Below are 12,529 nucleotides of genomic sequence, written 5' to 3'. Positions count from 1 at the left end.
TCCACGCACGGTTCAGACGTACACACTGGACTTCAAGATGGTCAAGGACGGAGACATTGACGCCGGGCCTGACGGCTAATGCAACGGCGTTGCACGAGAAGGGACACGACCTTGGGGAGGGATGAACCCTGCCGACTTCTGGAACGTTGACGGACTTCGGCTGGGGGTTCCTTGGGGAGATCAAGAAACACGTCAAAAGACGCGTCGACACATTGATGCACTTTGAGGGGCAGCTGTCCCACGACGACTTCCTCATCTTCGTGGCCGCCCCTCAACTCGGGACACATGACGACTACTTCGGCATGCCGAGATGGCCTGTCTGCGTGAAGGCGGCGATGAGGCGTCTGCGCGGCGAGGACGAGGAGTTCCTCCGTAAGCGCGGCGATGTGATGCAGCGCATCGGTCCGGCGCCGGACGCGGTCGCCTCAGACCTGGAGACGACAGAAAAGGCGCTGCTGAACGCCCCTTGGGAACTGGGCGCCGAGGTTCTCGACTGGTTCGCATGGAATCCGATTCTGAGAGTGCCTCGTCCAGCGCCTCCAGCATGCTGACGCGCCACAGGGCAACAACCGCCCAGCCCCCTCTCATCTCACATGTCACCGAAACCGATCCGAGGCTCGACGGCACTCAAGGCCGCTGGTGATCTCGCGTCGCCGGTCAGCCGGCCGCGGAACAAGGCCAGGTGTTCGCAGAACGTCCCTATCCGCAACCTGTCGGGCGACAACGCGGCTCAGGCCACGTCGTGGATGTTGTGCTCGGTCAGGTCGGATGCGTGCCGGGCAACAGCGCGGTAGTCAGCATCGTCATGGAGGACGGCCAGACCGTGATGGGCAGCGGTGGCAGCGATGACGAGGTCCACAGCCGAGGCACTGCGATGCTCCCCGGCCTGGGCCATACGGTGTTGCACCGCGCCGATCCAGCGCCCCGCGTTCTTCGGCACCGAGACGTCGGGGTAGAGGTCGGTGAACATCTCCGAGATCTCGTCGTACTCGCGTCCGTTCCGGGCACTGTGGAGAAACTCGGCGCGCTGCACGTAGCAGGACGCGATCGCTCCTGCGTCGATCGCGTCGTGCCAGGCCGATTGCAGTTTTGGATCGCGGAGCAGCCGGACCAGGCCGGACGTGTCGAGCAAGTAGATCACCGGCTGTGCTTCTCCGCTCGGTGCAGGCGTTCGGCGTCCTCGACGGCACCCCACTCACGCGCACGCTCGAAGTGGCGGCTGATGCGCGCCGCACGCTCCTGCTGCTCAGCGTAGAAGCGCAGAGCGAGATTGACCGCCTCCTTCTTGGTCCTGACCTTGGCCAGAGCCATGGCACGTTCCAAGGCGTCATCGTCGATGTCGATCTGGGTCACGGACATGCAGCACCTCCCGCACAATGTTGGTGATGTGTATAGAAGAATACGTCACCAACATTTGCGGTGCCACGTCTCAGCGCCGGATGCCGGCATGTGCAGTCGCGACGGACACTCCAGACAAGCCAGAGAGGCGATGCGGTCCGTTCGGCGCAGGCGTCGTGCGCGTCCGTGCCAGAAGGCTTGTCGGGTCTCCGGCTGTCTCTCGGCAAGCCAGTCGTCCGCGTCCGCCGTCGTCCCGAACGTGATCGGAGCCGGACGCATCACGCCATCAGGACCCGGACAGCGGGCCTGGTGGTTGCGGTTCGCTCCCGGGCAGGAACCCGCCGGCGTCGCCGCCTCGGCCAGACGTCGGCGGCACGTCTGGGGCGTCCACGCCGTCTATGTCACCACCGTCAACCAGGTGTCGCGGACGGCGGCCACACCGGCACCACGGAACTCTTCGTGAACGCCCAGTGGGAGGCCACCCGTGTTGATGGACAAGCCCCGCCGGGGCTTCTGGTGCGATTGCTGGACCGACGACCTTACCGACCGGATGCAGTGGCCGGCACATCGCGCATCCTTCGATGCCTACTCCGCACCTCGGGCAGACAGACGGGGCGCCATCGCGCTCCGCGCCATCTCACCGGCACTCGACCCGGACGCCGCGGACGAAGTCTGGGCATGGCTCCACGACGGCCGCGCAGCAACCCGACGAGCCCTGCCCCCGCTTAGAATCCTGCACGGTGTCCGTCACCCGGGCCACCACGCGCATCGCTTCGACGATCCGGCCGGTCACCTTCCTGCCACGGGCACACCGCCAAGGCGTCGAACTTCCGCCCTGCACATAACACTTCAAACAGCACGTCATGGACTGAGGCGGTGCCGGCCTGGAACTGTCGCCGGGCCGGCACCGCTCCGTGAGTCACGGTGCCGGCCACTGAAGGAACTCCTGCCCGAGGGGATCTGGCTCGCCCGTTTCAGGGTCGAGTCCTGCGAGCCACCGGCGTTGCGCTTCGCGCCAGTGCACGAACGGGGCGGTCTTACCCCAGAGGGACGCATCCCCAAGAGGACACTCGTCGAACTCGGCGCGCATCATCCTGACCAGGAAGTCAACCATGCCGCAATCGAAGAGCTTCCAGTGTGAGTCGCCGTAGCCGATCTGACGCCGCCAGGCCACAACGGGCCACCTGTCAGGGTTCGGGTCGAGCGTCAGCCAGCCCAACTCGTTGGCATTGCAGCCGGAGCCCCAGGGCAGGACCGAGCTGCCGTCGGCTTCGATACCGGGGACACCACCTTCGCCGTCCCAGAGATCCCGAAATGGTGGCACGCTGTCCACGATGCTGCCGGGGTCCCACTGCAAGTAGTCGACGGGCAGCGGCCCGAGGATGCCGAGATCTCCGATGTCCCCCGCGCCGTAGACCGACATGAATGCCTTGTAGTCGCTTGGCAGACCGACTCCGAGAGCCTCTTCGGCGTCGGCCCAGTCCACTTGCTCATCCGCCCCGTGCTCATGGGACACGAGACCGAGCAGCGGCTCCAGAGAGCTCTCAGCGGACACGACGCTCCTTCCATCGGCACGGGCCCTCACCGTAACTGCCCGCACTCACGCCCACAGGTGGATATGACCGAAGGCCATGAGTCGATCACTGCACAGAGCGGTCCGTGGTCAAGGCAATGCCTTCGGCGGGGGATCGGCTGACACCGGGATGGCGGGGGCGCCGTTCCCGACTGCGGGTCCGTAGTGGCGCGAGGGACGCTGACAGCACGCCCCTGTGCCTAATCGAAACCTGAGGCCGATCGGACAACGGACACTTAGGCTCACGGCATGGCATGCACAAACGCAGATCTTGCCCGCGACCTGGCCCCCACAGGAGTGCTGCGCGCCTCGATCAACCTCGGTAATCCGGTCCTCGCTCAGGGCACCCCTGAGTTGCCGTCCGGGATCACCGTCGAGTTGGCTCACGAGATAGCCGCACGCTTGAACCTGTCAGTGGAGTTCGTTTGCTTTGATGCGGCCCGAAAGTCATACGCCGCGATGGCTGAGGGGCAGGCTGACCTTTGTTTCCTCGCTGTGGACCCGGCTCGTGAAGCGGAGGTCACGTTCAGCACGCCGTATGTGCACATTGAGGGGGTGTACGCGGTACCAGTGAACTCGGCATTCGCCTCCGCCGACGAGGTTGATCGGGGTGGGATCCGCATCGGTGTCAAGAAGGGGTCGGCGTACGACCTGTACCTGGCCCGCACCCTGCGCCATGCCACTGTCGTGCGCGGCGATGAGGGCGTCGATGTTTTCCATGCCGAGGGCCTGGACGTGGCGGCCGGTATCCGTCAACCGTTGAGCTCGCACGTCGCGCAACGCCCCGACCTACGCCTGTTGGAGCCTGCCTTCATGACGATCCGGCAGGCCATCGGCACGACGAAGACGAGAGGTACGGAGACCACACGGTTCCTCAGCGAGACGGTGGCCGAGCTGCTGGCGTCCGGATTCGTCGCCCAGGCGCTGTGCCGCTCCGGTCAGGAACCAACCCTGGCCGCCCCTGCCGCAACCTGATTGTGGGCTCGGCAGGCATGGGCAGGCATGGGCAGGGGGGATGAATTCAACGTCCGCCGGCGTGTTCTTCTCGCAGGCGACTGCCCTTCGTGCTGCGCAGAGGCCCAGAGGCGATCCATCGCGTTGATCTCGTCATCGATCCAGATGTACGAGCGGTGGTCGGCACTCGCGACAGGCGTGCCAGATTCATGCCAGATGCGTACGTGAATGCGAGCACGGCCCCCAAGGCCTCCCCGGCGGGTTGCGGCACCGGCCATCCGTCCCTGCGTCGCCGGTGGCCCACTCCGGCCGGTGTCACTCGAATGGAGTAATCAAACGCGCCACCCATATGGGTGAAGATCAAGCTGAGTAGTGCCCCAACCGAGGCAATCCGTGAAAGGGAAACCGCATGCGCATTCGACGAACTCTCGCGGCCGTCATCGCCACGGCAGCCCTCGCCGGGCTCGGCCTCACAGGTGCCGCCACCGCCACGGCCGCCACCCACAACGCCCCCGCCACCGCCCACACCGAAAGCCTCACCCCGGGTGAGTGCGTGGACGGCGGCGGAAAGGTGGTCGGGATGAAGTGCGTCGGCGGTACGGGCGACGGGCAGATGGTCGACTGACGCCCACTGGGCACCCCGCAGCCACGCGCCGCGGGGCGCTCCCGCGCGAGCATGCTGCACCATCACGTTTACACCGAGATGCGTACGCCACCAAGAGCTCGTAGCAGGATCACGAGTGGGCCTTCTTGAGCCGGCGCCGGCAGATGAGGCCGCAGGCGAGGGAGACGAAGGCGTCGTGGAGTTCGGTGCGGCGTGCCCAGCGGACGGCGAGTCGTTTGAACTGGTGGAGCAGGGCGAAGGTCTGCTCGACGACGTAGCGGAGCTTGCCCATGTCTTTGATGTTCAGGCAGCCCTTGCGGGAGATGACGGGCAGGATCCGCAGGGCTTCTGGGCGTCGGCGGGGCCGGCCGGGCCTGCCCGCGACGGGCGGGATGCCGTCGACCAGGGCGAGGGTCTTGGTGACGTCGTCGTAGGTCAGGTGGTGTTTGCTGCCCGTCTTCCGCCGGTCGACCGGCGACTGACCAGTGTCGGCGCCCCCTTATGTCGCGCGGATGTGGGAGCCATCCACGCAGGCCCGGGACCAGTCGAGTCGGCCGGCTGCATTGAGCTCGGCGAGCAGGACGCGGTGGAGCTGGTCGAAGACCGCCGGCCTTCTGCCACCGCTCCAGTCGCCTCCAGCGTGACGATGGTCTCGGCGCTCGCCGTGCAGGTGCTCACCGGGCACTGGAGGGTGGGAGCGCAGTACCGGAAGGAGATCATCGAGTTGCTGGGCTCTCCCGAGTGGGGCCTGAGTGACGATGCGCTCATGGCTGCGGTCTCGGGCGCGGGGGAATTCCTGCGCGACGCGTTCGACGCCGAGCTGCTTCGCGCGCTACTGAAGCTCGCCGAGGAAGGCCGCGGTGAGTACGACGATGATCTCATGCAGCGTCTCGCGGTGGAGGCGATCGCCAGAGCGCTGGGGGCCGGCCAGGCCGAGTCGATGGGACCGCCCGAAGGCCGTCACGCATGCGCAGTGGTCACAGGGCCTGCTGAGGGTTGGAGCCCGTTCGGGTAGGGAAGACCGGTGTGCTTCTGCAACGAGGCATTCCGGCTGACGGCCGCTTCCATGACCTGGGAGGGGTCGAGTCCGGAATGGCGCTCTCGCGTTCCTTCGGACCGAGGGCATGCCCATAGCGTGCCCTCAAGACCGGTCAACCGCGGTAAACAGCGGTGCGAGGCTGTGCTCTCGGGCGCCGCGCGAGGGTACATATATCCAGGTCAGAAGCTATCTGACCGTCCAAGTGCCGTCGCTTCCCAAGCTGAGAGCGCGAGTTCGGTTCTCGTCACCCGCTCCATGGAGAAGGCCCAGGTCAGAGGCCCGGGCCTTTTTGCTGTCCATGATGATCAGTTGTCGCGTGCCAGATTCGTGCCAGAAGGCTTGTCGGGCGCTCTCCGCGTGGCAGCGGCCCGCGCCTTACGGACCGTGGCATCCAGCCCGGACCATGGTGTCCTTGAGCGTGGCCCCGGAGCGCGTGGACAGTGTGTGCCCCGTGTGCCGGAGATCGTAGAACCGGAAGCCCTCGGGCATGCCGACGAGCAGCCCATCCGGCCCCTGCTCGGCGAGGCGAACACGGACGCGCAGGTTGTCGAGGTCGGCATCCCGGGGGCGGAGGCCGGCCAGCTCTTCCGGCCGCATCGGACCGTACGCACCGAGGTGGACCATGAGCCGCCAGCGCATCCCTACGGCGTTGGTAGCGATGCGCCGCTCAGCCGCCTTCTCCTTACCGGCTGCCCTTGATCCGGCACGGATTGCGAGTGATCGACTCGTCGTCCACGGCTGTCTCCATGATGGCCTCGAGGAGTCGGTACGCCTTGGCCGTCATCGTCTTGGGCATGCCTGTTCCCCTCAGACCCGGATTCACGGGCTCGGCCCCGCGTCAGGTCAGGAGGTACGCCTTCAGGATCGTCACCGCGTAGGTGTTGCCGGTGGTGTCGGTCAGGGTGGATTCGAAGGAGACCGAGCGGGCGTGCGCCGGGTGGGTCAGGGTGAGGGTTCTTGCGCCGTGGGCGGTGGTCACCGGGGTGGGGGACCAGGTCTTGCCGGCGTCGTAGGAGACCTTCACCGTCAGGGACTTCAGATGGGTGGCCGCCGGGCCCTGGAGGGAGAGCGGGATCGTGGTACGGCGGCCTGCGGGGGCCGTACCGGCCGGGGTCAGCTTCGGGTGGAAGCGGACCGTGGAGAGGGGGAGGGGGACGGAGGTGGAAGGTGTCGTACGGGACGTGAAGGTCCAGGTTGCCGTCAGGCCGGTCGTGGTCGTGGCCACGCTCGTCGGGCGGGTCAGGTTCGTTCGGATTGTGTAGCGGGCCTGGGCGGAGGGGAGTTTCTCCACGGTCTGGCAGAGATCGCCGTCGTTGTCGAGGAGGGTGCTGCCGTCCGCGGTGACGGTCGTGCGGCGTTTCGCGGTGGAGGAGGCGGGGTGCCCGGAACCGTCGGCGAGGTCGGGGACGCACAGGTCGAGGGTGTCGCCGTCGCGCCGCGCGCCGTACCCACCGCCGGTCGTCGGGCTGAAGACGCCGACGTTGTACGTGGCCGCGTAAGTCCGGCCCGCCCGATACGACTTCGCGCCCTCCGTGCCGTAGAAGACGTCCAGGTCGTCCCCGGAGGCGTTCTGCTGGCCCAGGTCGGCCGTCCACGTGAAGCCCTTGGGCGTGGTGACGTAGATCTTCGCGGTCGCCGGCAGCGGGAAGGGGGCGCTCACCGTGCCCAGCGAGAGGGTGGGGCCGCTCCACAGGACGTTGACGGTGCCCTTGCGGTGGGTGACGGATGAGCCGAAGTTCCGCTTCAGCAGGGCCAGTTCGGTCATGCGCGTGGTGTGCCGGTAGCCGGTGGGGAAGCGGTCGGGCAGGTTGTGGAGCAGGTGGTAGGTGGTGCTGCCCTTCTGCCACAGGCCGCCGAGTTGCGTGCTCAACCTCCCGGCCGGGGCGGGCGGGCCCAGGGTCGCGGTGCGCAGGTTCTTGAACGCCCCCAGGAAGAGGGTGCTGTTGTGGGCCTCGCTGCCGCCGGCTCCGGTGCCCACCGCGAGGTTGAGCTGGCCGTCGGACATCCTCGCGCCCTGCGGCGCGGTGATCCCGACCGGCTTCGCCTTGCGCGCGTCGAAGACGACCGTGGTGTCCTTGGTCAGCGAGAGCCTCGGCCGGACCAGCACGGAGGTGCCCGCGTCCTTGGCCGCCTCCAGCACCGTGTCCACGACGTAGTCGCCGCGTGGGACCCGCACCCGGTAGACGCCCTTGGAGATCTGCTCGGAGTCCTCCAGGTTCGTGGTCCAGTACGTGCCCGAGTACCCGAGGATCTCGGTCAGCGGCGCCCGCACCGGCTTTCCGTCCCGGTCCAGGAACTTCAGGGTGAGGTCGTGTGCCTCGATCTCGCGTACGACGCCGAAGGCGGTCCGGACGGCCACGGGGTCGGCGCCGTCCTGTTCGGTGGCGACCACGGTGCCCGAGTAGGCGCCGTCCGCCGCCTCGACGCGGGTGTCCGCGGTGAGGTCGACGCCGGCGGTGCCGCCCGCCGGGACGGTGAGCTGTGCGGAGCTCAGGGTGAACATGCCCGAGGGGGCCGTGCTGCCTCCGGGGCCGGTCGCGGTGGCCGTCAGGTCCAGGGTGACCGGGCGGTCGCCGTCGTTGCGGTACGTGAGGTGCTTGGTGACCGGCCGGTCGTCGGTGTGGGGCCACAGCTGCTTGCCGAAGGACACGGAGGTCTGTTCGCGCACCACGGTCTGGCCCAGTGCCCGGGACACGTCGACCCGGCCCGTCCCCTGCTGGTAGCCGGTCGTGCCGGCGGTCGGGGTGGTGGACGCGGTGAGCGCCTGCTTGATCTGTGAGCCGGTCCAGTCGGGGTGCCGCTGGGCCAGGATCGCGGCCGCCCCTGCCACATGCGGCGTCGCCATCGACGTACCGGACATGGAGACATAGCCGTCGGCGGCCGGGTCGCCCATCCAGCCGTGCGCCGCCTTGGCCGAGACGATGTCCACGCCCGGCGCCGTGAGGTCCGGTTTCAGCGCGCTGTCGGCGGTCGGACCGGTGCTGGAGAAGTCGGCGATCCGGTCCTCGCCGTCGACGGCGCCCACGGTGAGCGCCGACTCCGCGGCCCCCGGCGAGCCGACGGTTCCCGCGTCGGGGCCCTCGTTGCCGGCCGCGGCGACGGTGAGCATGCCGGTGCTCGCGGAGAGGGCGTTCACCGCCGCCTCGACCGGGTCCTGCCCCGGGGTGTCGGCCTGGCCCAGGCTGAGGTTGGCCACCCTGGCGCCCTGCGCGGCGGCCCACTCCAGGCCCGCGATGATGCTGGACTCGCTGCCCTCGCCGCTGTCGTCCAGCACCTTGGCGTTGAGGATCCCGGCACCGGGCGCGACGCCCTTGTACCGGCCGCCGGACCGTGCGCCCGAGCCGGCCAGCGTCGCCGCGACATGCGTGCCGTGGCCGGCCATGTCGTCGGTGCTGCCGGTGCCGCTGAAGTCCTTCGACGCCGTCACCACCGAGGCGAGGTCCGGGTGTGTGGTGTCGACACCGGTGTCCAGGAGGGCGACCTTGACGCCCTTGCCGTCGTATCCGGCGGCCCAGGCGGCCGGGGCGCCGATCTGCGCGCCGCCGCCCACCTCCCCGGCCGTCCCGCCGTCTTCGTCCGCCGACGCCTTGAACCGGCCGTCCAGCCAGACCCGGGCGACTCCCTGCTCCTTCGTGAGGGTCCGCCAGGTGTCGTCGGCACCGGCCTTGGGCACGGTGAGCGCGGCGCCGGCCACGCTGGGCAGCTCCCGGCGTACGGTGGCGTCCGCGTCCGTGACCAGCGACTTCTGTGTGCTCCTGTGCTGGGCGGGCTTGCCCTTGTACGACACGATCAGCGGGAGCGTGCCGCGCCGGGTGTCGTCGTAGCCGGCGCGTATCAGGCCGCTGACGTCGAACAGCCGTTGGTCCAGGACGCCTCGGCCGATCAGGGCGGCGGCGTCGGCGGGGACGACGTACTGGTCGCCGCCGACGCCGCGCACCGACACCGGGACGTGCTCACGGCCCGGTGCCTGCCGTACACCCGTCACCCGGCCCCGGGCGTCCAGCCGGACCCGGTCGCCGGTGAGGAGGGTGACGTACCGGGCGGCCGGGGAGGTGGAGCCCGCCGCCCGCGCGCCGGGGCCTGAGCCGCCGGGCTCCGCGACCGTGGCCGTGGCCGTGTCCGCCGTCCGCGTGCCGGGGGCCGAGCCCGTGGCCGCCACCGACACGCCCGTCGTCAGCCCTGCCAGCAGCAGGGCGGCCAGCGAGGCGCCGGCCGGTGTTCTGCCGCGCATTCAGCTCGCCTGCCCGGGGATCTGCTTGTTGGCGTCGACGATGCTGCGGTCTGTGATCGCACTGGTGAAGACGACGGTGCCGACCTTGAGCTCGCTGCCCGCCACCTTCTTGACCACCACGGTGCGCTCGCCGAGGAACTGCAGAGTCTTCTTGTCGAAGATCCACTCGGTGCGCTCGCCGTCGGCCGGGTTCTCGCGGGCGATCGCGACCCCGTGCCGGCCCGTGGCGTCGGCCGCGTCGTCCACCGCGACGACCCCGGGGATCTTGGCCGCGGCCTTGTAGAGGGCGGCGCTGACCTCGGCGGGCGGGTAGCTCTCGGTCAGCAGATCGCCGATGGCGACGAAGGCCGCCTGGTCACGCGGGACGTCGGCATCCCGGTGGGCGTCCGACTGGCGGTAGATCCGCTGCAGCAGTGCGTCGGGGTCGGTGGGCAGCTCGGCCAGGGTGTTGTAGGCAGCGGCCGACGGGACCTTGCTCGCCAAGGTGATGCCGTTGTCGTCGGTCTGACCGGCCTCGATCAGCCAGCCGTCCTTGCCGTCGAGGGAGTTCCAGACCTGGCGGGAGTGCAGCTTGTCGCTGACCACCTTGGAGTCGTCGCCGTCTTCCCGGTAGTAGGTGCTGGCCACCTTCGAGGCGATGTAGACGTACTGGCCCTGGTGCGGGGTGGGCGCGGAGGTGGTGGCGGCGGCCAGGGAGATGCGGTCGAGGAGCTGGGGGGCGCCCTTGGCGTCGGCGGTGCCGATCCGGGTGGTCAGGGCGGGGCCGGTGGCCAGGGCGGTCGTGCCGCCGTCCGCGCCTCCGCCGGTGAGGGCGAGGCCGCCCACGACCGCGCCGGCCAGGGCGAAGGCCATGGCCGGCAGCAGGATCGTACGGCGCAGGAACGGGTTGGGCCGCTTCGGCGGCACGGCCGGGGAGGTGCGGGACGACGTACGGAGGTCCTCGTGGATCTGGGCCATCATCTGCTCCTTGTGCAACTGGTGACGGCCCGTCGGCAGATCCCGCTCTGCGGAGGGCAGCAGACCCTGCGTCTCCGTCCACTCAGCCGGGTGCGGCTGGGAGGGGCTGGCGTTCATCGGTTTCCTTCCTGTACGGACCGGACCGCGTATCCGCGATCACCTGTTATCTGCCGGTTCGTACGGGTGAGTTCCCGTTTTTCTTCGAGCAGTTGTGCGTCGGCGAGTCTGCGCAGCTTGCCGCGGGCGCGGGACAGGCGGGAGCGGACGGTGCCGACCGGGATGCCGAGGGCGCGGGCCGCCTCCGCGTACTCCATCCCCTCGTACAGGCACAGCGTCAGGACCTCGCGCTCGGGGCGCTTGAGGAGGCTGAGGGCGGCCAGTGTGGCGTTGATCCGGCGGCGGTCGTCCACGCGTCCGGCGGTCTCCTCGGCGTGGTCCTCGACCTGTTCCCCGGCGGCGTTCGCGGCGGCCGCGGCGCTTGCCGCGTTGCGGTAGCGGCGGTTGCTGCGGTGGTGGGAACGGGCGACGTTGGTGGCGATGCCCAGCAGCCACGGCCGCAGTGAGCCTCCGTCGGTCTCGACCGACGCACGGCGCCGCCACGCCTCCATGAACGTGGTCGACATGACGTCCTCGGCCGCGGACCAGTCGGCGGTCAGCCGGAAGGCGTGGTTGTACACCGCGCGGGCACACTCGTCGAAAAGTTCCGCGAAGGCGTCCGGATCTCCGTTTCGCACCCGGGTTCGCATATCTGTGGTCACCTCTTGAACTGCCGGTCGGCGTATACGAGTTCCAGTGAGCTATGTCACGCAAGCCGCACTGACCACCTCGGCGGCTACCGGCAGAGCCTCAGTGTTGCCGTTCAGCGAGCGGGCGGCGGGCCCGGGAGAGTGCGTCCGCAAGCCGACGCCTCGGCGATATCGCGCACCTCGGGGCTACGGCACGCAACAGCGCAGTCCAGCCGCCACACACGCCACGTCAGAGCACATCAGACCAGGTCAGAAGCTATCTGACCACCCAAGCGCCGTTGCTTCCCAAGCTGAGAGCGCGAGTTCGGTTCTCTTCACCCGCTCCATGGAGAAGGCTCAGGTCAGAGACCTGGGCCTTTTTGCTGTCCATGATGATCAGTTGTCGCGTGCCAGATTCGTGTCAGAAGGCTTGGCGGGCGCTCTGTGTGCGTAGCGGCCCGAGCCTTGCGGACCGTGGCGTCCAGCTCGGTGGCGAAAGTTCGTTCCTTGTCCTGGGGGACACCCGGACTCGGTCGGCGGTCAGTACGACGACGTCGGGTTGGTGCAGGACTCGCTCTTCGTCGTCGAACGTGTCGTCGCCTCTTGTGGACGACGTCACGGCCTCCTCCGCGGGCTTGAGCCCCACGACGTCGTGCCGGCCCGCTTCCGTGGTGTCGGCGAGGAACCGTGCACCGGCCCACCAGCCCGGTTGCGCGCCGGATGGCCGCTGCCGCGCGGTCGAGGGGTCAGCCTTCAGGACCGGCGGCCGTTCCAGTGGCCCAGCGCCCCCCAGCGCAGCACGGGTCGCTGGTGCGCTTGGGCTTGGCCGGGACGAATCGCCACCGCTGGCTCTCCGCGCTGTCGTGCTCGCGCAGGACGACCCGGGTGTCGTCCGCGCCGGGCTTGTCGAGGTCGAGGACGGCGCCATCGGTCGCGCCCTCGACGGGGATGATGCGCCATTGCTGGCCCTGGTTGCCGTCGGCGGCGTCCCCCTGGTGGACGGTGCGGTCCGCGGCGGCGGGGTCGTCAGGACCAGTTCCATACCTGGTTGGTGCTGCCCGCGCATCCCCAGCCCTGTACGAGCTGGCCGTCCTGTCCGGAGGTGGGG

General features: G+C 69.0%; 12 protein-coding genes and 2 pseudogenes. 5 read left to right on the top strand and 9 right to left on the bottom strand.

All coding sequences use genetic code 11. The annotated features are described in order from the left end of the window. The first annotated feature begins 146 nt into the window (after positions 1-146). Positions 147-551: a hypothetical protein gene (locus tag AB0D85_RS51790; RefSeq protein ID WP_362338570.1), complete on the top strand. Its 405-nt coding sequence runs from the start codon at positions 147-149 to the stop codon at positions 549-551. 179 nt (positions 552-730) lie between these two features. Here the strand turns inward: AB0D85_RS51790 and AB0D85_RS51785 are convergent, their stop codons facing one another. Together AB0D85_RS51785 and AB0D85_RS51780 are read right to left on the bottom strand one after the other, a co-directional pair. Beyond that, complete coding sequence (locus tag AB0D85_RS51785) at positions 731-1,141, bottom strand: PIN domain-containing protein (protein ID WP_362338567.1); 411 nt, start codon at positions 1,139-1,141, stop codon at positions 731-733. Next, positions 1,138-1,359 carry a type II toxin-antitoxin system VapB family antitoxin gene (locus AB0D85_RS51780; RefSeq protein ID WP_048819778.1) on the bottom strand — a complete coding sequence of 74 codons (222 nt, stop codon included), beginning with the start codon at positions 1,357-1,359 and terminating at the stop codon, positions 1,138-1,140. Before AB0D85_RS51780 ends, AB0D85_RS51785 begins: the two co-directional genes overlap by 4 nt. Positions 1,360-1,828: 469 nt before the next feature. On the opposite strand from AB0D85_RS51780, the pseudogene AB0D85_RS51775 reads away from it, so the two are divergent. Further along, positions 1,829-2,183 (top strand): annotated as a pseudogene (locus AB0D85_RS51775) (hypothetical protein). Between the two features lie 74 nt (positions 2,184-2,257). On the opposite strand, the gene AB0D85_RS51770 reads toward AB0D85_RS51775, so the two are convergent. Further along, positions 2,258-2,893: an SMI1/KNR4 family protein gene (locus AB0D85_RS51770; RefSeq protein ID WP_362338563.1), complete on the bottom strand. Its 636-nt coding sequence runs from the start codon at positions 2,891-2,893 to the stop codon at positions 2,258-2,260. A 267-nt stretch (positions 2,894-3,160) separates the two neighbouring features. Here AB0D85_RS51770 and AB0D85_RS51765 point away from each other — a divergent pair, with 267 nt between their 5' ends. Both AB0D85_RS51765 and AB0D85_RS51760 read left to right on the top strand, forming a co-directional pair. Continuing rightward, positions 3,161-3,886, top strand: coding sequence for a transporter substrate-binding domain-containing protein (locus tag AB0D85_RS51765; RefSeq protein WP_362338560.1), 726 nt, complete (start codon positions 3,161-3,163; stop codon positions 3,884-3,886). A gap of 388 nt (positions 3,887-4,274) precedes the next feature. After that, on the top strand, positions 4,275-4,490 hold the full coding sequence (locus AB0D85_RS51760) for a hypothetical protein (protein WP_362338557.1): 216 nt from the start codon (positions 4,275-4,277) through the stop codon (positions 4,488-4,490). Positions 4,491-4,599: 109 nt separating this feature from the next. On the opposite strand, the gene AB0D85_RS51755 is transcribed toward AB0D85_RS51760, so the two are convergent. After that, on the bottom strand, positions 4,600-4,761 hold the full coding sequence (locus tag AB0D85_RS51755; protein ID WP_362338554.1) for a hypothetical protein: 162 nt from the start codon (positions 4,759-4,761) through the stop codon (positions 4,600-4,602). Positions 4,762-5,055: 294 nt separating this feature from the next. Between AB0D85_RS51755 and AB0D85_RS51750 the strand changes: the two genes are divergently transcribed. Beyond that, entirely contained in the window at positions 5,056-5,484 is a 429-nt protein-coding gene (locus tag AB0D85_RS51750; RefSeq protein WP_362338551.1) for a hypothetical protein, read from the top strand. 329 nt (positions 5,485-5,813) lie between these two features. Here AB0D85_RS51750 and AB0D85_RS51745 read toward each other — a convergent pair. The 5 genes and pseudogenes from AB0D85_RS51745 to AB0D85_RS51725 all read right to left on the bottom strand — a co-directional run. After that, a pseudogene (locus AB0D85_RS51745) lies at positions 5,814-6,286 on the bottom strand (site-specific integrase); the annotation flags it as partial. Positions 6,287-6,346: 60 nt separating this feature from the next. Continuing rightward, positions 6,347-9,739, bottom strand: coding sequence for a S8 family peptidase (locus AB0D85_RS51740; RefSeq protein ID WP_362338548.1), 3,393 nt, complete (start codon positions 9,737-9,739; stop codon positions 6,347-6,349). Then, the gene (locus tag AB0D85_RS51735; protein ID WP_362338545.1) at positions 9,740-10,813 is read right to left on the bottom strand and encodes a CU044_5270 family protein; all 1,074 of its coding nucleotides are present in this window, start codon (positions 10,811-10,813) and stop codon (positions 9,740-9,742) included. Beyond that, a complete protein-coding gene (locus tag AB0D85_RS51730; protein ID WP_362338542.1) occupies positions 10,810-11,454 on the bottom strand; it encodes an RNA polymerase sigma factor in 645 nt (214 codons plus the stop codon). The genes AB0D85_RS51735 and AB0D85_RS51730 overlap by 4 nt, the downstream gene beginning before the upstream one ends. A gap of 713 nt (positions 11,455-12,167) precedes the next feature. Beyond that, on the bottom strand, positions 12,168-12,529 hold a 362-nt coding region (locus AB0D85_RS51725), incomplete at its 5' end, for an RICIN domain-containing protein (RefSeq protein ID WP_362338539.1).

Origin of the sequence: Streptomyces sp. NPDC048277, from assembly GCF_040652235.1 — a bacterium.
Lineage (GTDB): Bacteria > Actinomycetota > Actinomycetes > Streptomycetales > Streptomycetaceae > Streptomyces.
This window is presented reverse-complemented; position numbering and strand designations above follow the sequence as displayed.

Coding starts and splice junctions, on each gene's coding strand:
- AB0D85_RS51780 (WP_048819778.1), bottom strand. CDS start 1,359: ATGTCCGTGACCCAGATCGACATCGACGATGACGCCTTGGAACGTGCC.
- AB0D85_RS51765 (WP_362338560.1), top strand. CDS start 3,161: ATGGCATGCACAAACGCAGATCTTGCCCGCGACCTGGCCCCCACAGGA.
- AB0D85_RS51760 (WP_362338557.1), top strand. CDS start 4,275: ATGCGCATTCGACGAACTCTCGCGGCCGTCATCGCCACGGCAGCCCTC.
- AB0D85_RS51755 (WP_362338554.1), bottom strand. CDS start 4,761: ATGGGCAAGCTCCGCTACGTCGTCGAGCAGACCTTCGCCCTGCTCCAC.
- AB0D85_RS51740 (WP_362338548.1), bottom strand. CDS start 9,739: ATGCGCGGCAGAACACCGGCCGGCGCCTCGCTGGCCGCCCTGCTGCTG.
- AB0D85_RS51735 (WP_362338545.1), bottom strand. CDS start 10,813: ATGAACGCCAGCCCCTCCCAGCCGCACCCGGCTGAGTGGACGGAGACG.